The organism is Pseudomonas sp. HMSC066A08, from assembly GCF_001813025.1.
In the GTDB taxonomy this organism is placed as follows: domain Bacteria; phylum Pseudomonadota; class Gammaproteobacteria; order Pseudomonadales; family Pseudomonadaceae; genus Pseudomonas; species Pseudomonas aeruginosa.
On the sequence record NZ_KV811348.1, the window covers coordinates 86989 to 111209 of the forward strand.

Consider the following 24221-nt stretch of genomic DNA (forward strand, 5'->3'; position numbering starts at 1 on the left):
GGCCTCAGTGACGGCGGATCAGCAGCGCACGGATCTGCTGCGCGGTCTCGCCGTCGACTTCCGCGAGCATCCGCACCTTGCCGGCTACCAGCGCCGCCAGCGGCGCTCCGTCTCGATAGAGCAGGCGGTTGCCGGTCACCGCCGGCACCCGTTCGCCGGGTAGCAGGCCGCCGACCAGGTTCAACGGATCGACCGCCGACACCACCAGCATCGCTCCATCCGGCGGTCGCTTGCGCACCTCGCGCAACAGGCCGACCGCTTCCGCCAAGGCGAACTGCTCACCGGCCAGGCCGGCGATGAAGCGCCCGCCGCGAATCTCGCCGCGCGCTTCCAGGCGATGGTAGACGCGCAGCAGCTCGCGCCACGGCGGCAGCCAGTCGGCCTCGCGCTCCAGCAGGCGCCAGGCGACCACCCCATAGCGCCGCAGCAAGGTCCGGGCGACATGTTCGAGGACCTCCGTCGGCAAACGCTGCCCCGCCTCTTCCGCCTTCGCCCGGCGCAGCGGCGCCCAGCGCCCGGCGTCCTGCATGCCGCCCGGCAGACCGCGCGAGCGGCGCTCCTGGCGGCTGCGCTTGTCCGCCGGCATCAGCAGGGTACGCAGCCCGGCGAAGCTGTCGGCGTTGACCCGGCCGACCGAGACCAGCTCGCCGAGGGCGTTCTCCAGCTCGCTGCGCAGCAGGTGGGCGTCCTGGCTCAGTTCGTCGAAGAACGATGCACCCTGCTCGCGCAGTACCTCCAGTACCCTGGCCGCGCGCGGCGACAGTTCCGGCTCCGGCGCGTCGCGCTGCAGGACGCTCCAGAGCCCCAGCTCACGGCGCGGCAGGAGCACGATCGGCGCGCTGCGCAGCGGACCGCCGGCGGCCTTGCTGCGTCCGGCCAGGCGCGCCCAGACGATGCGTCCGGAACGACACAGCTGGTCCAGCCAATGGCTGGCGTAGTCGGCCACCCGCGCTGCCAGCAGTTCGCTTTCCCAGGCGGCCGCCGCGGCCTGGAAGCCTTCCAACTGCTCGACCACAGTAGCCAGGGACTCCGCACCCCGGCCACGGGTGCCCGGCGCCAGGCGCTGCCAGTCGAACAGGAAACGCATGAAATCGGCGCGCTCCACCGGCTCGATTTCCCGGCGCAGGCGCCTCACCGTATAGCGATGGATGCGCGCCAGCAGATGGCGTTCGCACCACTCCTCTTCCGTCGCGCCAGGACTGAAGCGGCCACGCAGCACATAGCCCTCCCGCTCCAGGGCGGCCAAGGCGTACAACTGGTCGGCCAGGCCGATGCCCAGGTCGGCCGCCAACTGCCCGGCCGTGCGTGGCCCGAAGCCACCCAGGCGGGCGCGGGTCAGCTCCACGGTCGCCGCTTCCGCCGAGTCCGGCGGCGGATAGCCGCGAGGCGCCTGGAAAGCGTCGGGCACCTTCGCCGCGGGATGCACCAGGCGCATCGCCGGCAGGCGCTCCGCCGCTAGCCAGAGAGTACTGCCTGCGCAGTCCAGGCGTCCGGCGCGGCGTTGCTCCGACAATTGCGCAAGCCATCCCCCCCAACCCGGATTGGCCTCGGCCTCGCCCGAGGTGAGGAAGCCCAGGCTGTTCAGCGCCTCATGCATCTCGTCGGCGTTGCGCGCTTCCGGCCAGGCCTCGCCACGCACCGCCTCGATCGCCTCAAGGTCCAGGGCGCCGAGGTCGTCGGCGGACTCGGGATCGCTCCAGCGGCGATTCTGTACCGCCTGGGTACGCCGCTCCTCCAGCGGCGCATCGTCGAGATAGGCGTAGGGACGCGCGGTCAGTATCTCCGCCGCCAACGCCGAAGGCGCCGGCAGGTCGCGCGCCAGCAAGTCCACCGCGCCGCTCTCCATGTCGCGCAGCAGGGCCAGCCAGCCGTCGCAATCCATCGCCTCGTGCAGGCAGTCGTCGAGGGTCTGCGCCACCAGCGGGTGATCGGGCACCTCGCGCTCGCCGACGATATTCTCCAGGCACGCCACCTGGTCGGGGAACACGCTGGCCAGCAGATCCTCGCTCTTCATCCGCAGCAGTTGCGGCGGCACCTTGCGACCGCCGGCATAGCGCGGCAAACCGAGCGAGGTGGTCAGGTTCCAGCGCCAGCGCACGCCGAACAGCGGCGCGTCGAGCACGGCCTGTACCAACAGGTGCTCGGCGCTCGCCGAATGCAGGTAGCGCCAGACCTCGTCGAGGGGAAAGCTGTGGCTGGTGGACAGCGAGAGGATGATCGCGTCCTCGGTGGCCGCCGCCTGCAGCTCGAAGTTGAAGCTGCGGCAGAAACGCTTGCGCAGCGCCAGGCCCCAGGCGCGGTTGAGGCGGCTGCCGTGGGGACTGTGGATGATCAGTTGCATGCCGCCGGATTCGTCGAAGAAGCGCTCCATCACCAGCCGCCGGCTCCCGGGCAGGCCACCCAGGGCCTGGCGGGCGCGGGCCAGGTACTCGACGATCTGCCGCGCGGCGCCATCGTCCAGCCCGAGGGTGGCGCCGAGCCAGGCGATGGCTGGCTCCAGCCGCTGCCCTTCCGGCAATGCCTGGCCTTCGCCGAGCAGCTCGTCGAGGGTGTCGCGCAGGCGCGCCACGCTGGCCGACAGCTCGCCGCTGCGCCCCGGCGCCTCGCCCAGCCAGAACGGAATGTTCGGCGGCTGGCCCTGGGCGTCCTCGACCCGCACCCGTCCCGGCTCGATGCGGATGATACGGTACGAGGCGTTGCCCAGCTGGAACACGTCGCCGGCCAGGCTCTCCACCGCGAAATCTTCGTTGACCGTCCCCACCAGCAGGCCCTGCGGCTCCAGCAGCACGCTGTAGTCGCCGGTATCGGGAATGGTCCCGCCCGAGGTCAGCGCGGTCAGACGCGCGCCACGGCGGCCACGGAGCAGGCCGTTGAGCGCATCGCGATGGAGATAGGCGCCGCGCACGCCGAGGCGTGAGTGGTAGCCCTCGGCGAGCATCCGCAGGACTTCGTCGAAGCGTTCGCGCTCCAGCCCGGCGTAGGGCTCGGCGCGGATCACCAGGCGATAGAGGTCGTCCTCGCGCCACTCCTGGCAGGCCACTTCGGCGACGATCTGCTGCGCCAGCACGTCCAGCGGCTGGCGCGGCAGCACCAGGCTGTCCAGCTCGCCACGGCGCACGCTGTCGAGCAGCGCCGCGCATTCCACCAGGTCGTCGCGGGAGGTCGGGAACAACCGGCCCTTGGGGGTGCCGCCGACGCTGTGCCCGGAGCGCCCGACCCGCTGCAGGAAGGCGGCGATGGAGCGCGGCGACGACAACTGGCAGACCAGCTCGACGTCGCCGATATCGATGCCCAGCTCCAGCGAGGCGGTCGCCACCAGTACCTTCAATTGCCCGGCCTTGAGGCGCTGCTCGGCATCCAGGCGCAGCTCCTTGGCCAGGCTGCCGTGGTGGGCCGCCACCTGGCGGCTGCCGAGACGTTCGGCGAGGAAGCGGGTGACCCGCTCGGCCATGCGCCGGGTGTTGACGAACACCAGGGTGGTGCGGTGCTCGCAGGCCAGACGCGCCAGGCGGTCGTAGACCAGCTCCCAGGTGTCGTTGGACATCACCGCTTCCAGCGCCACCGGCGGTACCTCGATGCCGAGGTCGCGTGGGCGCGTATAGCCGATGTCGACGATCCGGCAGGCCGGATCGCGCGGATTGCCGCTGGCGCCGACGAGGAAGCGCGCGACCTTCTCGATCGGCTTCTGCGTGGCGGACAGCCCGATCCGCAGCAGCGGTCGCGGACACAGCGCTTGCAGGCGCTCCAGCGACAGCGCCAGGTGGCTGCCGCGCTTGCTGCCGGCCAGGGCATGGATCTCGTCGACGATCACGCTGCGCACCCCGGCGAGCATCTGCCGGCCCGACTCCGAGCCGAGCAGGATGTACAGCGATTCGGGCGTGGTGACCAGGATGTGCGGCGGGCGCTTGCGCATCGCTCCGCGTTCGACCTGCGGCGTATCGCCGGTGCGCACCGCGCTACGGATATCGACGTCGGGCAGGCCGAGACGCGCCAGTTCCTCGCGGATGCCGGCCAGCGGTTGCTCCAGGTTGATGCGGATGTCGTTGGACAGCGCTTTCAGCGGCGAGACATAGACCACCTGGGTGGCATCCGCCAGCTCGCCGTCGGCGGCCAGCCCCTCTACCACCAGGGCATCGATGGCGGCGAGGAAGGCGGTCAGGGTCTTGCCCGAACCGGTGGGCGCGGCGACCAGGGTCGAAAGCCCCTCGCGGATCGCCGGCCAGGCCTCGACCTGGGCCGGCGTGGGCGCGGCGAAGTGGCGTTCGAACCACTGGCGGACGGCGGGATGGAACTCCGCCAGGGGCCGCGGAGCCGGCTCGGCGCGGCGGGCGGAAGAGGATGAAATAGGCATCATGCTCCGCACTATGGTGGCGCCGCGGGCGACTCACAAGCCCCGCCGATCGCCCGTCGGGCGCAGTTTCAGAGCCCGGCGACGAAACGATCGAAGCGCTCGGCGTGCAGCGCTTGGCTGCCGTTCTCCTCGAGCAGCCGGCGAGCCTCGGCGGCCTTCGGCGTCTCGCCGCCGATCAGGCCGAGCAGGCGCTCGCCGCGCGGCGTGAGGACGAAGTTCTCGCCATTGCCGCCCTGCTCCTCCGGACGCGGCTCGATGAAGCCGCCCTCCAGCAGGATCGCCTCGTAGTCGGCGGCCTTCTGCTTCAACGCATCCATGTCACCGACCCGCTGCCCGGCCTGGGAGCGTTCCTCGGCCAGGCGTTCGGCATGGGCGCGCGGGGCGAAGTTCTCGTGGGCGGACTGCCGGACCTCCAGCAGCAACCGTTCGACCAGATCCCAATCGTGAGTCATGGCACACCTCCTGCGGCATAAGCGACGAGGGTCCTTCGCACCCTCTCTATGCGTGCGACCCGCAACCCGCCGCGAGGGTTCGAATCGGTCGCCGTCCGGCGTTGCGGCTGAACTTTGTCGGTTCGACCGGGCTCCACCGCTCAGGACCACCCCACAGGAGTACGCCATGAAACCGCTTTTCGCCCTCGCCAGCGCCTGCGCCTTGCTGGTCGCCACGCCGGTCTTCGCCTGTTCCGAAGCGGAGGCGGAAAAGATGGGCAAGGAAGTCGCCACCAAGGTCGCCTCGATCACCCAGAAGAACCCGCAGCGGGCCAGGGAACTCAACGAGCAGTTGCGCCAGCGCCAGGAAGCCCGCTCGGAACAGAACCGGCCGAGCGATTGCGATGCCTACGCGCAGATGCTCAAGGAACTGGATCAGGAAAAAGGCGACGTGCAGCGCAACACTTCGCAGTGATCCGCCGGTTCGGGGTGCGGCGGCCCGGGACGGCGGGGTCCGGCGCCCGTGACGGGCGCGCCGCCCACCCCGCCTGAGTCACTGCGACAGGCGCGGGCCGAACAGCACGACGCTGGCACCGACCACGCACAAGGCCACGCCCAGCCAGTCGCTCCATAGCGGCCGCGAGCGCTCGACGAAAGCCAGCCAGAACAGCGACGCGGCGACGTAGATGCCGCCATAGGCGGCATAGGCGCGGCCGGCGTAGCTGGCCTCCACGCGGGTCAGCAGCAAGGCGAACAGGGTCAGGCTGAGCAGGCCGGGCAGCACCCACAGGGCGCTCTTGCCCAGCCGCAGCCAGAGATAGAAGGCGTAGCAGCCGGCGATCTCGCAGAACGCCGCGAGGACGAACCAGAGGTAGTTGATCACCGCCGCCCGCCCTCCCGCTCCCAGGCGCAGCGGACCTGCAGGTCGCTCTCCTGGGGGGTATGGAAGCCACGCTCGGACTCCCAGCGAAAGGTATGGCTGCCGTTCACTTCGGTCTCCAGGTGGACCACCGCGCTGGCCCAGTAGAGGCGCCTGAGCAACGCCTCGAACTGCTCGACCCACAGGCTCCATTCGTATTCGATGGCCTGGTAGCTGGCACCGAAGTGGATGATCTGGGTCTGGTAGAGCCCGGCCCCGGACTGCTCGCAGCGGCTGAACATCTCGCGTCCGAGGAACGGCCAGGCCTCGCCGCCCGGCAGGCTGTCCAGCACGCGGCGGTTGGCGGCACGACGCATGCGCCGCTCCATCGAATCGCCCGGCCAGTCGCGGATGCAGCCATAGACGATGGATTCAGACTCCACAGGGGTACTCCAGAACAGAACGGACTCGCAGAGGCAGCCTTCTAGCACAGGGCGCGAGGCCGGAAAAGCAAAAAGCCTCGCAAATGAGCGAGGCTTCTTGTGGGGTCCAACGTACTTCGGCAGGCAGGCCGGTGACTCAAGCTACTCGATCGCACCGCCTTGGGCAAGCACTATCTGCGCCGCACCGAAATGATGCAAAGCCTCGCCCCTGCTGGCCTGCAGCCATTTCCACTCAGGCCTGGCGCTGACGCTTGGCCTGCATCTTGCCGGCCATCGCGGTCATCTCGTCATAGATCGCCTGGGGATTCTGCTGCTTGATCCTCCAGGCCATCCGCGCCTGCTCGTGGGGCAGGATCAGGAAACTGCCCTTGGCCACTTCGGCGTGGATGTAGTCGGCGATGTCGGCGGCGCTGATCGGCGAACTCTCCAGCAGCTTGCCGACCTGGTGCTTCATCTCGGGGCTCGGGCCGCGGAAAGAGTCCAGCAGGTTGGTCTGGAAGAACGAAGGGCAGACCACGTGGACGCCGACCTCGACCAGCGCCAGCTCTACCAGCAGGCTTTCCGAAAGCGCCACCACCCCGGCCTTGGCCACGTTGTAGTTGCTCATCGCCGGGCCCTGCATCAACGCCGCCATCGAGGCGATGTTGACGATCTTGCCCTTGCTTCGCTCCAGCAGCGGCAGGAAGGCCTTGCAGCCCTTGACCACGCCCATCAGGTTGATCGCGATCTGCCAGTCCCAGTCCTCCAGGGACAGCTCGCCGAAGAAACCGCCGGAGGCCACCCCGGCGTTGTTGACGATGACGTCGATGCCGCCGAACTTCTCCTCGCAGCTCTGCGCCAGCGCGGTCAGTTGACTGTAGTCGCGTACGTCGCAACGCTGGGTGAAGCCATCGCCACCCGCCTCGCGCACCAGTTTCAGGCTTTCCGCCAGGCCGGCCTCGTTGACGTCGGCCAGCGCCAGGCGCCAGCCGTCACGCGCCCAGCGCAGGGCGATTTCGCGCCCCAGCCCGGAGCCGGCACCAGTGATCATCATGCGGTTTTGCATAGGGGTCCTGCCTTCCTGTTCGTGTGATGAAGGCCAGTGTAACCAAGGGTTTCAGCGGCCTCCGGCTAAATCAGGAAGCTGAATGCCTCGGGCAAACCCGGACATGCCGGGCCGCGCGAGGGGCTCAGACGAGCAGCAGGACGCAGAGCTTGCCCAGGACCAGGGCGATGCCGCAGGAGACCAGCAGGTAGGAAGCGCCATCGAGACGCCGGCGGTACAACTGGGCGAAGGAACCCACATGATGCTGCAGGACGAACATTCCCAGTGCCACCAGGATCGCCGGGATCAGGAAGACGAATTGCCAGAAGTGCTCGACCGCCAGCGTCGCTTCGCCGTCATCCGCGAGCAGGAGGGCGCCCCCCAGCAACTGGCCCAGCAACAACAGCCCCCCGACGCCAATACAGGCACGTCCCCAGCCGATCATCAGTCCCTCCCAGAGCGTTTCCGAGGGACCAGCATAGCCAGATGCCGCCATGCGATCTGTGCCCTGGGTCAAGCTGGGCGGCCCGCCCGGACATCCACCAGGCAATTTCATGACGCGGGTAACATCCTGCGGAAACGAACCCCGCCCGCCGGACGGGGTCCGACCGCCTCAGAACACGTACTGCAGACGCATCACCAGGCCATCGCCGCTATCGTCGCCGTTGGCATTGCTGATCTTGTCGGTCTTCGCCTTGACATAGTTGGCGGAAATCTTCACCGCCTCGTTGGCGTACCAGTTGACGCCCAGGGTATGGGTCTTGCCCTTGGCGTCGCCGACCTCGCGGGTGGCGCTGTCGACGACGATGTTGTCATCCTCGACCTTGATCGAGTCGTAGCGGTAGAACAGCTCCCAGGCGCCGATTTCCTTGTTCTCCGGCTTGATGGTGTCGAACTTGGCGCCGTCCAGCTTGTAGATGCGCGGCTCGCCGGTGAGGGTGTAGGCCAGTTGCGCGTAATAGCCGGAGGCCTTGAGATCCTCGCGGTCGCGCTCGGCCTTGACCGTGCGCCGCAGGTACTCGGCCTGGGCCGAGAAGGCACCCAGCGCCCAGGCGCCTTCCAGGCCCCAGACCGAGTCGTCCTTCCACAACCCCTCGACTGCCGAACTGCCGCCGAACAGACCGCGGTTGCCATTGCTGCCGGCATCGTTGCCGCCATTGGTGGAGACGCCGCGCATGCCCATGCGCGGGCGGATCCGGGTATCCACCGCGCTGTCCTCCAGGTCGCGATAGGCGTATTGCAGGCCCAGGTGCACCACGTTGCCCGGCTCGTGCAGCGGCGCGAACACGCCGCGCAGGTTGTAGCGCTTGACGCTGTCGCCGTCGGTATCGTTGTTGTTCTCGCTGAACACGCTGCCCGAGAGGAAAGCCATGCCGCCCACCACCGAGCTGGCCTGGATACCGGTACCGACGTTGTCGTTGACCCAGTCGGCGATGTCGTAGGTGAGGTTGCGCTCCAGCGCGGTGACCCATTTGGAGCTGGTGGCCTTTTCCAGGCCGAAGTCGGTGTAGAAGCGGCCGAACTTCAGGTTGACCGGGTTGAAGCCGGTATAGGTGACCGAGGCTTCGTCGAAGTAGCCGGCGCTGTCGTTGCCGACGTTGCGCGACAGGTCGTAGTTGATCTGGTACTTCCAGTCCCGGTAGACGGTGCCGCCGAACTCCAGGTAGGCGCGGCGGAAGTAGGCGGCATCGGCGGTATTGCCGTTGTTCGTGTAGTAGCCGTCGAAGCGGCCGTAGTCGGCCTGCAGGCGGCCGCCGAGCTTGAAGCTGAATTCCTTGTCGGTGGTGGCGACTTCGAGGCCGCCCTTGGTCTTGATCACGATGTCGGCACCGTCGGTGGTCACGGTCCCGGCCAGGCTCTGCGCGGAAATCGCCAGGCCCAGCAAACTCCAGGCAACACTGCTCCCCACCCCTTTGCACGAGTGTCTGCGAATCATCAGGTAAGTCCCCTGTTCGGATTTCGAATGGTCTTGAGCAGCGCGGAAACGGCCGGTTCTGTCGCCGGCCGGCGCTGCTGGAGGGGGATCATCTGGATGGGTTGTGACAGCGAGACTGCAAAGCGCGAAAGCTTTTGTGACAGGCAGCCGGATAGCGCCTGGATGAGGCAGTCGGATAAGGGCGCAGGCCTAGAGGCATCAGGTCCTGGCGACAGATGTAACAGTTTGTTTCATATATTGCGGCAACCTTGCGAAGATTGCATGACTGCAATGAAAACCAAGAGTTTCTGCCGATAACCGCCTGGCTTTCGGATATTCCTGCCAGTACCTGCGGGTAAGACCTGTAACGAAAGAAAGACCCGGTTGCAGGCTGCCAACTTCGCCGCAACCGGGTAAGGAAGCGATTAAAAAGACCTCGCCGGAGCGAGGCCGAAAACAGGAGCAGATCGTTGTCGCTTCTTAGAACACGTACTGCAAACGGGTCACGAAGCCGTCGCCGTCATCGTCGCCATTGTTGTTGGTGATCTTGTCGGTCTTCGCCTTGACGTAGGCCGCGCTGATCTTCACCGCATCGTTGACGTACCAGTTCACGCCCAGGTTGTGGGCCTTGGCCTTGGTGTCGCCGACTTCGCGAGTGGCGGTATCGGCGACCACGTTGTCGTCTTCCACCTTGATGTTGTCGTAGCGGTAGAACACTTCCCAGGCGCCGATTTCCTTGTTCTCCGGCTTGACGGAGTCGAACTTGGCGCCCTCCAGCTTGTACTGGCGGGACTCGCCGGTCAGGGTGTAGGCCAGTTGCGCGTAGTAACCCTTGGCCTTGATGTCCTTGTAGGCGTTGTCATCGGCCTTCAGCTTGCGTGCCAGGTATTCGGCCTGGGCCGAGAACGGGCCCATTGCCCAGGCGCCTTCCAGGCCCCAGACGCTATCGTCCTTGTAGGAACCGGCCGGCGAGTTGGAGACACCGCCGAAGGTCGCGCGGTTGCCGTTGTCACCGGCGTCGTTGCCGCCGCTGGTGGCGATGCCGCGCATGCCCAGGCGCGGACGGATGCGCGAGTCGAAGGCGGTGTCGTCGAGGTCGCGGTAGGCATAGTTCACGCCGACATGCAGAACATTGCCGGCTTCGTGCATCGGCGCGAACACGCCGCGGAAGTTGAACTGCTTGACGCTGTCGCCGTCGCTGTCGTCGGCGTCCTTGGCGGATACGCCGGCGGACAGGTAGGCCATGTCGGCGAGGGTCGAGTTGACCTGGGCGCCCATGCCATCCTGGTGGGTGTTGATCCAGTCGGCCAGTTCGTAGGCGGCGTTACGCTCGGGAGCGGTCACCCACTTGGAGCTGGTGGCCTTTTCCAGGCCGAAGTCGGGGTCGAAGCGACCGAACTTCAGGTTGACCGGGTTGAAGCCGGTGTAGGTGACCGAAGCTTCGTCGAAATAGCCGTTGTCGGAGCTGCCGGTGTTGTGCGACAGGTCGAAGTTGATCTGGTATTTCCAGTCCTTGTACGCGGTGCCGCCGAGTTCGATGAAGGCGCGGCGGAAGTAGGCGGCGTCGGCGGTGTTGCCATTCTTGGTATAGAAACCGTCGAAACGGCTGTAGTCGGCCTGCAGGCGACCGCCCAGCTTGAAGCTGAATTCCTTGTCGGTGGTGGCGACTTCGAGGCCGCCCTTGGTCTTGATCACGATATCGGCGCCGTCGGTGGTCACGGTGCCGGCGAACGCCTGGGCAGATACGGCCAGAGCCAGAGCGCTGGCAACGAAGCCGAGCGAGTGCTTACGGATCATCGAAGATTTCCCCTTAATGGTGTGTGCATTGGCAACACGCGAGTGCCTGGCTACAGCGCGCCCCTTGTTCCGCGCTGGCCGTGAGGCGGCCCCTTTGTGTTGGGGGGAATCTTGGCGATGGCAGATTGCAGCCAAATTGCATGGAGATAAATGTTTCATTACAGAGGAACTTTTTATCTCCAATGCGAATAACGCGAAAAACCCTCTACTACGGGCCTTTCGGGTTATTCGATATGGGTAGAAATCTCAGCGCAATTTTCGAGTAATCCAGAAGTCAGCAGAAAGCCACTTGCCGGCGCCGCCGAAGAACAGCGCGAGCAACATCACCAGGTAGGTCGCGGCGAACTCGATGCCGTTGTTGACGATGGCGAAGCTTCCGCTCGACGTCAGCCAGTCGTAGTTGCCGTATTCGCGCAGGATTTCCCGGGCCCGCGCCAGCTTCTCGCCGGCCTCCAGCACCCGGGCGTTGGCGAACGGCGCGGACGGATCGGCGATCGCCTGCCAGCCGTTCGGCCAGTGCACGGCGAAGATCGCTACCAGCATGGTCACCATCAGCGGCAGGCTGATCCAGCGCACGGCCAGGCCGCACAACAGCAGCACGGCGCCACCGGCCTCGCTCAGCGCGGCGAGCCAGGCCAGCAGTTCGGGAAACGGCAGGCCGAGTCCCCAGTCGGAATTGCCGAACCACTCGATGGTGGCCGGCATGTCCGCCAGCTTCTGGCAGCCGGCCATCCAGAACACCGGCGCCAGGTACAGGCGCAGCGCCAGCGGGGCGAGGAAATCCGCTCGACGGGTGACGTCGAGGGCATGCTGTAAACGCAGGAAGACAGTCTTCATCATCACTCCAGAGCGCCCTCGCCCATGAGGATGCCCTGGGCGTGCCAGTCCTCCAGCAAGGCGAAGGCATTTTCGAAATACTCCGCGTCGGCGCTCAGGCCGCAGCTTCCGGCCAACTCGCGCAACAACGGCAGCAGCGCCACCGGCGCCTCCCCCTCCTCGCTCAGGCGCTGCGCGAGGCGATAGGCGAATGGCGACAGGTGCAGGAAGCGCACCCGCTCCGCCGGATCGCGCCAGACCAGCAGGCAGGTCGGTTCGGCCGGCGGTTCCATCGGCCGATGGCTCAGCCCCAGGCGATGGACCGGCCAGCGATAGGCCAGCGGCCAGGCCAGTGGCGACCACGACCAGGCCTGCGGCAGCGTCTCGACAGGCGCCTCGGCCAGCGACAGGGCCAGCTCGACCCACTCGTAGTGAGCCAGCTCCAGCAGGAAGGGCGGATCGCCCTCCTCCGCGCGGTAGCCGTCCTGCAGCCAGCCGATGAACTCTTCGCCCAATTGGCTGAAGTACGGTGTGCGGCAGCGATGCTCGCGCATGAAGGCACGCACCAGGCGATGCCAGCGCGGCTCGTCGAACAACCGGCGCAGGACCGGGAACCCGCTGCTGATGAAACCGTCCAGGTTGTTGAAGAACAGTTCCTCGTAGATCGCCATGCGCTCCGTCGCGATGCCGGGCGGCAAGGCCTGCTGCGGATCGCGGATACGCGCGGCGAAACGCCGTTGCAAGGTCGTGTGGTTCATGTGCCGTACCCCAGGCTGCGCAGTTGCGCTTCAGCGCTGCGCCGCTGCAGCTCGCGGATCCGATCGGTTTCGGCATACAGCTCGCTCAGTGGCGGGAGGTTGAAATCGCGCTCCAGCAGCGTCGGGCGTTCGCCATGGCAGGCATAGGCATGTGCCAGGAGTTCCCAGACCGGATCGCAGACCGGCGCGCCATGGGTGTCGATCTTCAGGCTGGCGCCCTGCTCGTCGTGCCCGGCCATGTGCAGGTAGGCGATCCTCCGGCTGGGCATCGCGGCGATGTAGGCGTGGGCGTCGAAACCGAAGTTGCAGGCGTTGACGTAGACGTTGTTGACGTCCAGCAGCAATTGGCAATCGGCTTCCTCCAGTACCGCGCGGACGAAATCGACCTCTTCCAGCTCGCCCGGCAAGCGCGCATACGCCGAGACGTTCTCGACGATCAACGGCCGCTCGAGGACGTCCTGTACCACCCGGACCCGTTCGGCGACCCGGCGCACCGATTCGTCGCTGAACGGCAGCGGCATCAGGTCGTAGAGCTGGCCGTCGTCGGCGCAGGCCGACAGGTGCTCGCTGTAGGCACGGATGTCATGCTGCCCGATGAAGCCCTTGATCGCGCGCAGCAACGACATGTCCAGCGGGGCGTAGCCGCCGAGGTTGAGAGACAGACCATGGCAGAGGAACGGCAGGCGCTCGGTCAGCTCGCGGAACTGGCGGCCGAGACGGCCGCCGATGCCGATCCAGTTCTCCGGGGCGACCTCGAGGAAGTCGACCCGGACCTCATCGCCGGCGCCGAGCGGCTCCAGCAGCGCGCGACGCAGGCCTAGCCCGGCGCCGCTGACGAATTCCCGTTGCATGGTCCGTCTCCTCAGGCCTTACGACTTCTTCTTGTCGGCGCCGCAGTTGCCTTCGCCGGCCTTCTTCTCGCCACCGCAGGAACCTTCCTTGGCCTTGCGATCCGCACCGCAGCTGCCTTCATGACCGGCCTTGGAGGCTTCGCGCTTGCCCTTGTCGGCACCGCACTTGGCCTCGCCGCAGGAACCTTCCTTGGCCTTCTCGGCGGCAGCCACGCTGTAGCCGCTGCCCAGCTCCTGCACGGCGAAGGGATTCTGCGCGGCATGCGCGCCGACACTGGCTACGCCGAGCAGAGCAGCACCGACGACGGAAGAAGCGAGGGAAATCTTTTTCATGGGTAACTCCTGAAGTTGGTAGCGGGCGCCGGTATGGCGTCCTCGCCCCAATGGACGGAGCACCCCCGGCGGCGTTACAGCGGAGTCGAAAAAAATTTCCCGTCCCTTTGCCTGAACTCAAGGATTGCCTCTGCTGGAGAAATATCGGGCGGCGATATTCGCCAGGTCCCGGGCATTCTCCTCGACTTCGGATGCCAGCCCAGCGAAACGGATTGCCGCCCCTCCGTAGGGCGCATATCGCGCAGCGATATCCGCCAAGCCCAGCCGCGCTCCTCGACCTCGTCACGCGGAAGGGAGAGCCGCCCACGCCAGGCCGGGTTCGGTTCGCCCACGCCGGATAGCGGAAACGAAAAAGCCGCCGCCCACGAATCGCGGGCGGCGGCTTGGTGTCGAAGGTACCCCGGCTCAGCGCCGCGCGGTGTCCTTGCGCAACTCGGAGAGTTGCGCGGCCAGGCGGTCGAGTTCCGGCCCCTGCCCTTCCGGCAGATGGCGCACGGTCGCCTGGGTCAGGCGCATCTGGCGGATGAAGCGCCGGCAATGCCGGCACATGAGCAGGTGGCTGCGCACCGCCAGTTGTCCGCGGAAGTCCAGTTGCCCATCGAGAAAGTCGCTGGACCGGGCGACCAGTTCCTTGCAACTCAGCATTGGCCGGTCTCCTCGAAATGCTCCAGGGTGGCGAAGACCTTCAGGCGGGCGCGATGCAGCAGCACCCGGACATTGGAAAGCGTGATATCCAGGAGATCACGGATTTCCTCCAGCTCCAAGCCCTGGCGTTCGCGCAGGGTCAGCACGCTGCGCTGCAGTTCGGACAGACCGTTGAGGGTCTTGGCCAGGCAATCGCGCAGTTCGCCCTCGGTGAGCAGGGCTTCCGGCGAATCCTCGTGCCAGGCGTGCGGCGGCTGGCTCCAGTGACCGTCGGCGGCAAAGCGCTGGTCATCCACCGTACCATGGGGCCCTGGCAGGTCGTCGAGGAAAACTTCCCGGCGAACCTGGCGCAAGCGGCTCTTGGCGGTATTGGCGGTGATGGTCAGCAGCCAGGTCTTCAGGCTCGACCGCCCCTGGAACCCGTCCAGCCCGCGAACCGCCGCGAGCCAGGCGTCCTGCACTACTTCCTCGGTATGCGATCTGCCGATGATCGCCCAGGCCACGGCCCGCATGGCGCCCTGGTAGGCGCCAACCAGCTCGCGGAAGGCTCGCTGCTCGCCGGCCAGCAGGCGCGGCAGCAGCTCGGCGTCGGTAGGCGCCGCCACGATCAGTGTTTACGCAGGATCACGCTACCGATCGAGTAACCGGCGCCGAACGAGCTGAGCACCCCAATGGCGCCGCTGGGCAGGTCGTCCTGGTGCTTGTGCAGGGCGATCACCGAACCGGCGGAACTGGTATTCGCGTAGCTGTCGAGGATCACCGGCGCCTCGTGCGCCTCGGCGTCGCGACCGAGCAGCTTGCGGGTGATCAGCAGGTTCATGTTCAGGTTGGCCTGGTGCAGCCAGAAGCGCTTGACCTCGGCGACCTGGATTTCATTGGCCGCCAGGTGCTCGCCGATCAGCTCGGCGACCATCGGGCAGACATCCTTGAACACCTTGCGGCCCTCCTGGACGAACAGCTTGTCGCGCTTGCCGATACCGCTCTCGTCGGCGCGGTTGAGGAAGCCGAAGTTGTTGCGGATGTTGTTGGAGAACTGGGTCAGCAGCCTGGTGCTGACGACGTCGAACTGGTGCTTCGACACGGCCAGGTCGGCGCGCTCGACGATCACCGCGGTGCAGGCGTCGCCGAAGATGAAGTGGCTGTCGCGGTCGCGGAAGTTCAGGTGGCCGGTGCAGATCTCCGGGTTGACCATCAGGATCGCCCGCGCCTGGCCGGTCTGGATCGCGGTGGTGGCGGCCTGGATACCGAAGGTGGCCGAGGAGCAGGCCACGTTCATGTCGTAGCCGTAGCCCTGGATGCCCAGCGCGGCCTGCACCTCCACCGCGATCGCCGGGTAGGCGCGCTGCAGGTTGGAGCAGGCTACGATCACCCCGTCGATGTCGGCGGCGCTGCGGCCGGCACGCTGCAGCGCCTCCCTGGCGGCGGCCACGGCCATCTCGCAGAGGATCGACCACTCGTCGTTGCTGCGCTCGGGAAGGTACGGAACCATGCGCTGCGGGTCGAGGATGCCTTCCTTGTTCATCACGAAGCGGCTCTTGATGCCGGACGCCTTCTCGATGAACGCCGAGCTGGACTCGGCCAGCGCCTCCAGTTCGCCCTTGGCGATGGCCTCGGCGTGCTGGTCGTTGTACTGGCGTACGAAGGTGTTGAAGCTCTCCACCAACTCATCGTTGGAGATGCTGTAGGGCGGAGTATAAAGACCGGTTCCGCTGATGACGGCTTTATGCACAGTTGTTCCTCTTCTCTCGCTGGGCCGCCGTCGAACGGGGCCGATTAGGCATAGCGGTGCCCGCCTGGGGCCGGCACCGGAAACGGGTTCGCTCGCGGCGATGCCGGGCGCTCTACGAAAAGACGTTGGCGGCGCGCTTTCGTACAGGGCCCGGACAAGGTCGGCCATTGCGCAGTGTGCCACCGCCTCGCTTCGGCAAGCGCGCGCACCGCTCAGTGGTATCGAAGGCGACAAGGATATTCCAGAGTGCGCGCCGGGCACAGCCGATAGGCGCACGATCGGTTTATTTTCCCCGTTTTCGCCACCGATATCCGTATCGAACTGTAAAGACGACGCAACCAGGCCGGCTTCCGGTCACAGCAGGCTGGCACCTTCCCACCCCAACCATCGATTGAATTTGCCAACCCGCCCCATAGGCAATGCTCAACAGCCCACCTCGGCAAGGCCGCCTATCATTCGGCAAACCCGGTATTCACAAGGAAGCAGCCCCATGACCGATAGCCCTCGCCCAGAACTGGATATGGAAACCCAGGAGTTCGTCCACCAGCTGTTCGACCTGGCCCGCCAGGGCAACAGCCAGCGCCTCGAGCAACTGCTGCAACAGGGCCTGCCACCGAACCTGCGCAACCACAAGGGCGACAGCCTGCTGATGCTGGCCAGCTACCATGGCCACGCCGACACGGTACGCCTGCTGCTGGCCTACAAGGCCGACCCGGACCTGCGCAACCTGGCCGGGCAGACGCCGCTGGCCGGCGCTGCCTTCAAGGGCGACCTGGCGATGGTCGAACTGCTCCTCGCCGGCGGCGCCGACGTCGAGGGCGCCTCGGCCGACGGCAAGACCGCACTGATGATGGCGGCCATGTTCAACCAGGCCGAGGTCGCCGCCAGCCTGCTGGCCCACGGCGCCCGTCGTGACGCCCAGGACGCCGCCGGGCTGACGCCGCTGGCGGCGGCGCGGATGATGAATGCCGAGGCCACGGTCGCGCTGCTCAGCCGGCCCCACTGAGCCTCAATCCGCCAGCACCTCGGCCAGGCTGACGACCTGGCCGAAATGGTGCTTCCACAGGCGCACACCCAGCTCCCCCGAGCGATCCAGCGAGGAGCCGAGCACCAGGTCGCCGACCAGGGTCGGTTGCAGGCCGGCGTCGAACAGGGCGAAGCCGGCGGCGAGCACGCAGGTGTCGGCCTGGATGCCGCAGACCAGCACCCGTTCCGCTCGCAGCGCACGCAGATGGTCGACGAGTTCCGCCGTCGGCAGGTAGCCATGCTTGACGAAGATCCGGTCGGCCGCCACCAGGCAGGCATCGTCGAGCGGCGGTCGCCAGCCGAGCTGGCGCTGGAACGGCGTACGGGATTCGTCATGGCGCTCGACGCTGGCCACCGAGGGCATCCGCCCGAGCAATTGGCCGATGCCTTCCAGCAGCCAGTCCGGCGGGGCGAAACAGGGTTGCACGTCGACGATCAGCAGGGCCTGGCGCATCGGTAGTCGGCTCCGGGAGAACAGGCCAGGCATTCTAGCCCACCCCGCCCCGTCGCTCCGCGCTCCAGCGGAACTGGGCTAGCCTGAGGGAACCTTTCGACGGAGAGCCTTCATGCGCCCGATGTACGCCGTAGCGATCCTTTTCCTCCTGGCCGGCTGTTCCTCGGTTCCCGCCGAGAAGACCCGGGCGATCCCCGCCGAACGCCTGCTCGGCTACCAGCAACCGGTGAGCGGTGGCGGCCGGCTGGAAGTCCACCGCGACTATGGCTACCTCGGCGGCGGCTGCTACGTGGCGTTCCTTATCGACCGCCAGGTCGCCGCGCGCATCGGCGTCGGCGAGGAAGCCGGCTTCCAGGTGCCGGCGGGCGAGCATGTGGTCGGTATCGGCATCGATACCCAGGACGACACCCTTTGCGGCAAGGGCCTGCTGAACCGCGAGCTGAGAACCCGGGTCGCCGCCGACGGCAACGCGCGCTTCCGCATCGTCAGCGAGGCCAGCAGCGGGTTCGACATCCGCGCCGAATGATCCGGGGCGACAGGTCGGCCGCGTTCGCCCGGTCGAGGTTCAAAGCGATTCCATCAGGTCCTTGCCGCGCTGCAGCCAGCCCGGCGCCGAGCCGGGGCCCGGCGGTTGCGCCGGCTCCGTGCCCATGTCCTGCAAGGCCTGCTTCGCCTCGGCGAGCCAGGCCGGGGTCGCCGCCGCGGGCGCCTGGGTGAGTTCGGCCTTGGCCACCAGCCCGGCCAGGCTGCCCAGGTCGCGCGCCTTGAGCGCCTCCACGGTCTGCTGAGCCAGCAGCACCTGCTGCAATGCGGGCGATTGCACCGCCGCGACCGCCAGCGGCGGCGGTGGCGGCAACCGGCCGATCTGCTCGACCTTGTCGCCGGGCTCGCGGGTGAAGGCCCGCAGGTTGTCCAGCGCCGCTCCGCCGACCATCGGCAAGGCGATCCCGGTCAGCGGGTCGAAGGCACTGATCTCCGGCAGGCCGACCTTGCCGCTCAGCAGCGGACGCGCCAGCGATGGCAGGAACAGCCCGAGCAGCATCCGCGGATCGCGGCGCTTGATGCTGAGGCCGACGCTGGCCAGCATCACCCCGACGCCTACCACCCGCCCGGCGGTGGCCAGCACCGAGAGCCGCTTGTTCGACTCGTTGTCGAAATGCACCAGGCGATAGCGGAAGTAGTCGGTGAAAGGTTCTCGCGGGCCTATCGCCGAAGTGTTCATGAACCAGGCGCGGGAGTCGTGCACCTGTTCGTCGAACAGCGCCACCAGCTTTTCCTGGCCCGGCGCCACCCGGTCGGGAGCGCTGAACAACTGGTGGTAGCGCGCGCTGCCGTCGCGGTGGATCTGGCTGTATTCCTCGGCTTCGTCTTCCTCGTTGATCAGGAATACGGTGCCGCCGAGCAGCAGGTCGATCACTCCCCCCACCGTCATGCCGTCGTCGAGCACGCCCCAGTCGCCCTTGTAGTCATGGGCGAATTCGGCGGCGGCGCCGAGTAGTTGGCGCTGGTCCAGCGGCGGATCGAACTGCTTCTCCACCCGCAGGTCGCGCAGTTTGTCCTCGCCGCCGATCAGCGCCACGTTGCGATCCCACTCCGCCTGTTCGGCGGCGCTCATCGGCGGGAGCGGCTTGCCCTGCTGGGCGGCCGCGTACTCCCGGCTACGCCGCTTGTGCAGGGCCTCCCAGGCCTTCTGCTGGGCTTCCGGCATGTCCGGCGGGACATTGGCGAAGAACGCCTTGTTGCGCAGCCCGCCGGCATAGCGGTCGATGCGCCAGGCGGTGATCAACGCGGTCTCGCGACGGATCACCTCTTCCAGGGGGCCGGCCTTGGCCTGGGCCTGCCAGGCGTTGAAACGGGTGGCGAGTTCTTCGGAGACGACAAATTCAAACAGAACCTCATCATCAATTTCTCTCCACTTTTCGTGGAAGTCAGGATGTAACGCCGCACGAGGGACTTGTAACGGCGCTCCCGCCTCGAAAGCTTCAGCGTACATATGCTGAAGAGCAATTTGAGACAACAGCAATTTCAAGCCACCAACCGCTTTCCCTTGGTTTCCAATACCGTAACCCCCGCCCACATCGGAGTGAACTCCTGGATAGGCATACTCCACCGTCCCCTGCCGATAACGGGATGGTCCCGTGCGACGTCCGTTGGCATCCATATCACGACGGCGAATCGAATCCAGCGGAAAACTGGCGCGCTGCTCATGACAGGAAATCAGGTGTACACAACGTTTCAGAAAAGCGCAGTCTTCCGGTAGGGTGGTCGGCAGACACTGGGTCTGGGCATCGTCAGGCAGCCGCATGGTGTCGTCGGCCCAATCCATATGCCCGGCAGCGAACGGCGCACTATCCGCCAGCCCAACTGCCGCCACGGTATCGAAAAGGCCGAGGAACTCGATCGAGATCGGCAGGCCGGCGAAGCGGTATTCCACCCGACCGTCGGCACCGCTGAGCCGGGTCAGCTCCTGCAACCAGTTGGCGAAGGTCCGTGCCTCTGCCGCCCCACGAGAAAAACCATAGACATACAGGCGCATGGCCAGGATATGCGGTTTCTGCTCGGACTCCTGACGTTGCCGAAGCTTGCCCTCGAGTTCCTTGAGTTTGGGCTCCAAGGCGGTTCGGCGTTTTTTCTCGCCGTTTTCCAGTAAACCACCACTGAGGGTATTGATGGTCCAATTGGTGGACATTGCCTCAACTAACTTTTGAGTCTCGGAAACTTCCTCCAAATCCAGAGCAAGGGACAAAGCATCAAGAAGCCTAGTAAGCATCCAATTGATTCTATTTTCTCCGCCCTGTGCTCCAATCAAGCCAAAACTCGACGGAGTGTACTCGTTAACATCTGGAAACACGGTACCAACACCAGGACAGTAATAACACGAATAGCCCGTTCTAATCAAACCACCCTCAGAACCGATGCTAGCATGAAACAATTTAGCCACATTACTACAAGATGGTGGAATCGATGCGCCATCGGCCTTCTCATTATTATTTGTCCCATCAAAAGCCAGTGTAATTCGCAACACTTTACAACAAGGTGCACCACTATACTCTTTCTCTTCAGAAATATCTTTTTCCCGCTGATAACCAGAAAACCTCCGCTCATCAAGAAGTTGACTTGATATATTTCTTAGCACCTTATCAGGGCTAAATGGAATATGCCCTTCTGGAGGATACGAGGGGGCAATGAGTACCTCGGCGGCAGGCTCACCCTGCTTCATACTCATTGACTCTGGCATGCTGAACCCTCCTTAATTTTAAAATATTCCTTATCCGGATAATCAGGATGGGATGGAGCATAACAGGTAGTTGAGACCGCCACTTTCTCGCATGGAAGAAAATGCACTTTCAGCGAGCAAACTCTCTCACTATCATAGCGGGGTATATCAACAACCGCTTCATGATGGATATACTCTCTTCTTTGAGTCTCCATACGAGCTATCCATTCATCTGAAAACATTGGTTCCGACCACTGCGCGTAAGACTTCGGATCTGGATCCACTTCCCACACTACAACGGCCTTTAAACCAGGCATCCAAACTCTAGGAATGGTACCGCAACATACTTGCGATCCGCCCCCCTGAAATGGACCGATATTTGGCCCTCCGGCCCCATTCACACTAAACTTGTTAATAGCTGCCGAAGTGTGATTGTATCCTCCGATAGGAATGGACACCATATCGGGGCCTGCCTGGCATGCGTGTAAAAATAAAAATCCAGCCATCAAAAAAATCAGCCGAACAGGCCTCCTTGGGCCCTTTGCATTCAAGAGCTTTTGCATGAACGCCCCCTCTTCTGAAAATACTTTCTATCTGGATACTCTGGATGACCCGGGCTATAACAGGTTGTTGAGACTGCGATCTGGTCGCACGGGAGGAAATGCACCTGCAACAAGCATACGTTTTCACTATACCTAGGTATATCCACGATCATCTTGTGTCGGGTGTAGCTTGTGGCATGTTTCAAGTAATCATCTTTATCCAGCCGCCCATATCTATCTCGCCTTATAGCGGCGCGCGGTCTGGGATCTTTCTCCCATTCGACGACAGCTTTCAAATTTGGATTCCACTTCTTTGGAATCGCTCCGCAACAAACCTGGCTACCATCCCCCTGATAAGGGCCTAAATGTGGTCCACCCGCCCCATTCACCGAAAACCCATTGATCGCCGCGGACGTATGGTTGTAACCCATCACCGGCGCCGCCAGCATGTCCGGCCCGCTCTGGCAGCCCGCGGCCAGCAGGGTCCCCGGAAGCAGGGCGGGAAGGCCGATGCCGCGCCCGTTCATGCGCGACTCGCTCCCGGGCAGAAGTCGGGGCCGGGAGTCTGTTCGCGCAGCCACTGGGCGACGAAGGCGTCGCGCTGGTCGAAGTCCCGCACGCCCTGGCGGTCGGCGGCCAGGTGCGCCTGGACCAGATGCTGGAGCAGGCTTTCCTGGCTGCCCAGGCCATGCTCGCGGGGCAGCACGAAGTATTCGCGGCGGTAGGCTTCGGCCTCGCTCCAGGCGCGCAAGGCAGCGACCTGATGCGCTTCCAGGCGGAGGGCCGCTTGCAGCGGCGGCGCCTCGTGGGCCTGGTAATGACCGGCCAGCTCCCTCGGCCGGCCGTCGCGGTCCAGCCAGTGCCAGCTGGAAACCGGGGCATGCAGGTAGCGGCTCTGCCGGGGGGCGAGCATGTCGCTGACGGCCATGAACAGGCCCGGCTCGTAGAAACGCAGCACGCCGCTGGAACGGCCCTGGTTCCACTCGGCCTGGGTACAGCTGCGCAGGTGCTCGCCCAGGCGCGGCAACGACCAGGGGCTGAACAGGAGCATCAGGTGGTGGCGGCAGTCGATGCGCTCGAGCAGCTCGTCCAGCCAGGCCGCGTGGCCGTCTTCCAGGCGCAGCAGCAGCGGACCCTCGTCGGCCAGGGCGGCCTCCGGGGTTTGCTCCAGCAATTTGAACAGCGCCGGAGGATCGCTTTGCCGCGCATGCTCGGCGAGCAAGGGATAGTCGTCCAGCCCGGTGGCATCGACCAACACATCGATGTGGGTCTGCAAGCCGCGATCGCGGGAGCGCTGCCACAGCTCGCGGGCCCAGTGGCGGGGGTTCGGCGTCATAGCAGTTCCTCAGCGCTCGGCGAGCGCCTGGCCTCTTTTCTTCGCCTGTAGCAGGCACTCTTCGCAAACCGGTTGTCGCGGCGGCAGGTTGGCCGCGACCGCCTCGGGTGGCGCGCCGGGGCTGTCCTGGTCGGCCATGCCCGGCACTCGCGGCATCTTGATCGCAATCCCCGAGCCGCTGCCCGGCGCGCCGCCGGCATTGATCCGTGCCAGCGGGCCGCTGATGGCGATGCCGCTGGCGTCGAGCCGGATGAAGCTGCCGCCGGCCTTCACCGTCAGCTCGCTGTCGGCCTCGATCACCATCCTCTGCCCGGCCTTCAGGTGGATCTCGCGCCCGGCCTTGGCCAGGTAGGCACGACCGAGCTTCATGTGCTGGCTGTCGCCGACCGTCAGGTGGTCATCGGCCTTCAGCTCGACCTTGCGCTCGCCGTGCACGGTGTGATGCTCCTCGGCCTTGAACTCGCTGTAGCTGTTCGCCTCCACGGTGTCGTGGCGTTCGTGGCCGACACGGATCTTCTGGTCGTGCTCGATGTTCTCGTCCCAGTCGCGCTGGGCATGGACGAAGATCTGTTCCTGGCCCTTGCGATCCTCGATGCGCAGCTCGTTGTAGCCACCGCCGCCAGGGCTGCTGAGGCTCTTGAAGACGCTGCGGGTCTGGTTCGCCGGCAACTCGTAGGGCACCGGGTGGGCGGCGTGGTAGACGCAGCCGCTGACCAGCGGCTGGTCGGGATCGCCTTCGAGGAAGTCCACCAGCACTTCCATGCCGACCCGCGGAATGACGATGCCGCCATAGCCGTTGCCGGCCCAACCGCTGGCTACGCGCAGCCAGCAACTGCTCTTGTCGTCGCCCTGGCCCTCGCGGTCCCAGTGGAACTGCACCCTGACCCGGCCGTAGCGGTCGCAGTGGATTTCCTCGCCCGGCGGGCCGGTCACCACCGCGGTCTGGCTGCCCAGCACGCGCGGCTTCGGGTGCTCCAGCGGTGGGCGGAAGAACACCTCCCAGGGCGTGGCGAGGAAGCGGTTGCGGTAGCCCTGCCGGAAGTCGTCCGTGCTGGCCGACATGTCGGAGGTGACGTTCTCTTCCAGCACCTGCGGTTGCTTGCCCTGGTGGAACACTTCGGTGAGCAGCCAGAGGTCGTTCCACTCCGCGCGCGGGTGCTCGGCGATCTCCAGGAAGTGCCCGCTGACCAGCAGCGGCTGGTCGCTGACCCCTTCGCCCAGGCGCCGATCGGCGCGGTGGCGCTCCAGGGCGCGCTGGCTGAGCAGCTTGCCGCGCTGGCGGTCGACGAAGCGGCCGGGGTAGTCGTAGTCCTCCAGGTCCGGCTCGGCCGGGGCGTCGGCAGCCGGGCGGTTGCCGGCCTCCAGCAGCAGGCGCGGCTTCTCGAAGTCGTAGTCGCGGCGGGTGGTGCGCGTGGTGCGGCTGGCCAGGCGCAGGCTGAAGCGCTTGATCACCGGTTCGTCGGCGACCAGCCCGCTGTCGTGCACGTAGGCGGTGGGACGGCCCAGGCGGGGGAACACCGTCTGGTCGTCGCCGAACACCAGCAGGTGCGCCTCGGCGCTGTGCCGGAAATGAAAATGGATGCCCTCTTCGGCACAGAGGCGCTGGACGAAATGCAGGTCGCTTTCGTCGTACTGCACGCAGTATTCGCGCTCGGGATACCGGGTGCCGAGCTGGAAGCGGTAGGCGTCGGCGA

24 protein-coding genes are annotated in these 24221 nt (G+C 65.8%); 3 read left to right on the forward strand and 21 right to left on the reverse strand.

What is annotated here, in order from left to right; genetic code table 11:
• Positions 1 to 4 precede the first annotated feature (4 nt).
• On the reverse strand, positions 5 to 4351 hold the full coding sequence (locus HMPREF2886_RS24215; protein WP_070748533.1) for a DEAD/DEAH box helicase: 4347 nt from the start codon (positions 4349 to 4351) through the stop codon (positions 5 to 7).
• A 68-nt stretch (positions 4352 to 4419) separates the two neighbouring features.
• Entirely contained in the window at positions 4420 to 4803 is a 384-nt protein-coding gene (locus HMPREF2886_RS24220) for a hypothetical protein (protein ID WP_042168016.1), read from the reverse strand.
• Between the two features lie 166 nt (positions 4804 to 4969).
• Here HMPREF2886_RS24220 and HMPREF2886_RS24225 point away from each other — a divergent pair, with 166 nt between their 5' ends.
• On the forward strand, positions 4970 to 5257 hold the full coding sequence (locus HMPREF2886_RS24225) for a hypothetical protein (RefSeq protein WP_003091615.1): 288 nt from the start codon (positions 4970 to 4972) through the stop codon (positions 5255 to 5257).
• 78 nt (positions 5258 to 5335) lie between these two features.
• Here HMPREF2886_RS24225 and HMPREF2886_RS24230 read toward each other — a convergent pair whose 3' ends face one another.
• The 13 genes from HMPREF2886_RS24230 to HMPREF2886_RS24290 all read right to left on the reverse strand — a co-directional run bounded on the left by HMPREF2886_RS24230 (position 5336) and on the right by HMPREF2886_RS24290 (position 15952).
• Positions 5336 to 5665: a YnfA family protein gene (locus HMPREF2886_RS24230; protein ID WP_003091616.1), complete on the reverse strand. Its 330-nt coding sequence runs from the start codon at positions 5663 to 5665 to the stop codon at positions 5336 to 5338.
• Positions 5662 to 6084: a hypothetical protein gene (locus tag HMPREF2886_RS24235; RefSeq protein WP_003091617.1), complete on the reverse strand. Its 423-nt coding sequence runs from the start codon at positions 6082 to 6084 to the stop codon at positions 5662 to 5664. The genes HMPREF2886_RS24230 and HMPREF2886_RS24235 overlap by 4 nt, the downstream gene beginning before the upstream one ends.
• A gap of 232 nt (positions 6085 to 6316) precedes the next feature.
• Positions 6317 to 7129 carry an SDR family oxidoreductase gene (locus HMPREF2886_RS24240; protein ID WP_003091619.1) on the reverse strand — a complete coding sequence of 271 codons (813 nt, stop codon included), beginning with the start codon at positions 7127 to 7129 and terminating at the stop codon, positions 6317 to 6319.
• 124 nt (positions 7130 to 7253) lie between these two features.
• Complete coding sequence (locus HMPREF2886_RS24245; protein WP_033968650.1) at positions 7254 to 7553, reverse strand: hypothetical protein; 300 nt, start codon at positions 7551 to 7553, stop codon at positions 7254 to 7256.
• A gap of 168 nt (positions 7554 to 7721) precedes the next feature.
• Positions 7722 to 9044, reverse strand: coding sequence for an outer membrane porin OprP (gene oprP, locus HMPREF2886_RS24250; RefSeq protein WP_070748536.1), 1323 nt, complete (start codon positions 9042 to 9044; stop codon positions 7722 to 7724).
• A 459-nt stretch (positions 9045 to 9503) separates the two neighbouring features.
• Positions 9504 to 10820: an outer membrane porin OprO gene (oprO, locus tag HMPREF2886_RS24255; protein ID WP_003104423.1), complete on the reverse strand. Its 1317-nt coding sequence runs from the start codon at positions 10818 to 10820 to the stop codon at positions 9504 to 9506.
• Between the two features lie 246 nt (positions 10821 to 11066).
• Positions 11067 to 11657 carry an HvfX family Cu-binding RiPP maturation protein gene (locus HMPREF2886_RS24260; protein WP_033975465.1) on the reverse strand — a complete coding sequence of 197 codons (591 nt, stop codon included), beginning with the start codon at positions 11655 to 11657 and terminating at the stop codon, positions 11067 to 11069.
• A 2-nt stretch (positions 11658 to 11659) separates the two neighbouring features.
• A complete protein-coding gene (locus HMPREF2886_RS24265) occupies positions 11660 to 12394 on the reverse strand; it encodes an HvfC family RiPP maturation protein (RefSeq protein ID WP_070748539.1) in 735 nt (244 codons plus the stop codon).
• The gene (locus HMPREF2886_RS24270; protein WP_033975467.1) at positions 12391 to 13245 is read right to left on the reverse strand and encodes an HvfB family MNIO-type RiPP peptide maturase; all 855 of its coding nucleotides are present in this window, start codon (positions 13243 to 13245) and stop codon (positions 12391 to 12393) included. The genes HMPREF2886_RS24265 and HMPREF2886_RS24270 overlap by 4 nt, the downstream gene beginning before the upstream one ends.
• 18 nt (positions 13246 to 13263) lie before the next feature.
• Positions 13264 to 13578, reverse strand: a complete 315-nt coding sequence (locus HMPREF2886_RS24275) for an HvfA family oxazolone/thioamide-modified RiPP metallophore (RefSeq protein WP_033968642.1) — start codon at positions 13576 to 13578, stop codon at positions 13264 to 13266.
• A gap of 405 nt (positions 13579 to 13983) precedes the next feature.
• Positions 13984 to 14223 (reverse strand): anti-sigma factor family protein, encoded by a 240-nt coding sequence (locus tag HMPREF2886_RS24280; protein ID WP_033968640.1) that lies wholly within the window; start codon positions 14221 to 14223, stop codon positions 13984 to 13986.
• Positions 14217 to 14828: an RNA polymerase sigma factor gene (locus HMPREF2886_RS24285; RefSeq protein ID WP_070748541.1), complete on the reverse strand. Its 612-nt coding sequence runs from the start codon at positions 14826 to 14828 to the stop codon at positions 14217 to 14219. Before HMPREF2886_RS24285 ends, HMPREF2886_RS24280 begins: the two co-directional genes overlap by 7 nt.
• 2 nt (positions 14829 to 14830) lie before the next feature.
• Positions 14831 to 15952 carry a beta-ketoacyl-ACP synthase III gene (locus HMPREF2886_RS24290; RefSeq protein WP_033968638.1) on the reverse strand — a complete coding sequence of 374 codons (1122 nt, stop codon included), beginning with the start codon at positions 15950 to 15952 and terminating at the stop codon, positions 14831 to 14833.
• Between the two features lie 490 nt (positions 15953 to 16442).
• On the opposite strand from HMPREF2886_RS24290, the gene HMPREF2886_RS24295 reads away from it, so the two are divergent.
• Positions 16443 to 16958 (forward strand): ankyrin repeat domain-containing protein, encoded by a 516-nt coding sequence (locus HMPREF2886_RS24295; RefSeq protein ID WP_003091630.1) that lies wholly within the window; start codon positions 16443 to 16445, stop codon positions 16956 to 16958.
• Positions 16959 to 16961: 3 nt separating this feature from the next.
• On the opposite strand, the gene HMPREF2886_RS24300 is transcribed toward HMPREF2886_RS24295, so the two are convergent.
• Positions 16962 to 17465: a cysteine hydrolase family protein gene (locus HMPREF2886_RS24300; RefSeq protein WP_073649430.1), complete on the reverse strand. Its 504-nt coding sequence runs from the start codon at positions 17463 to 17465 to the stop codon at positions 16962 to 16964.
• 79 nt (positions 17466 to 17544) lie between these two features.
• On the opposite strand from HMPREF2886_RS24300, the gene HMPREF2886_RS24305 reads away from it, so the two are divergent.
• Entirely contained in the window at positions 17545 to 17958 is a 414-nt protein-coding gene (locus HMPREF2886_RS24305; RefSeq protein WP_070748542.1) for a 3-isopropylmalate dehydratase, read from the forward strand.
• Between the two features lie 39 nt (positions 17959 to 17997).
• On the opposite strand, the gene HMPREF2886_RS33775 is transcribed toward HMPREF2886_RS24305, so the two are convergent.
• The 5 genes from HMPREF2886_RS33775 to tssI form a co-directional block, all read right to left on the reverse strand.
• Entirely contained in the window at positions 17998 to 20670 is a 2673-nt protein-coding gene (locus tag HMPREF2886_RS33775; RefSeq protein WP_371915125.1) for a T6SS phospholipase effector Tle1-like catalytic domain-containing protein, read from the reverse strand.
• Positions 20655 to 21212 carry a Tli1a family immunity protein gene (locus HMPREF2886_RS34405; protein ID WP_071575258.1) on the reverse strand — a complete coding sequence of 186 codons (558 nt, stop codon included), beginning with the start codon at positions 21210 to 21212 and terminating at the stop codon, positions 20655 to 20657. The genes HMPREF2886_RS33775 and HMPREF2886_RS34405 overlap by 16 nt, the downstream gene beginning before the upstream one ends.
• Complete coding sequence (locus tag HMPREF2886_RS34410; protein WP_070748544.1) at positions 21197 to 21718, reverse strand: Tli1a family immunity protein; 522 nt, start codon at positions 21716 to 21718, stop codon at positions 21197 to 21199. The genes HMPREF2886_RS34405 and HMPREF2886_RS34410 overlap by 16 nt, the downstream gene beginning before the upstream one ends.
• Positions 21715 to 22527 carry a toxin Tle1 chaperone Tla1 gene (locus HMPREF2886_RS24325; protein WP_070748546.1) on the reverse strand — a complete coding sequence of 271 codons (813 nt, stop codon included), beginning with the start codon at positions 22525 to 22527 and terminating at the stop codon, positions 21715 to 21717. Before HMPREF2886_RS24325 ends, HMPREF2886_RS34410 begins: the two co-directional genes overlap by 4 nt.
• A gap of 9 nt (positions 22528 to 22536) precedes the next feature.
• On the reverse strand, positions 22537 to 24221 hold a 1685-nt coding region (gene tssI / locus HMPREF2886_RS24330; protein WP_070748548.1), incomplete at its 5' end, for a type VI secretion system tip protein TssI/VgrG.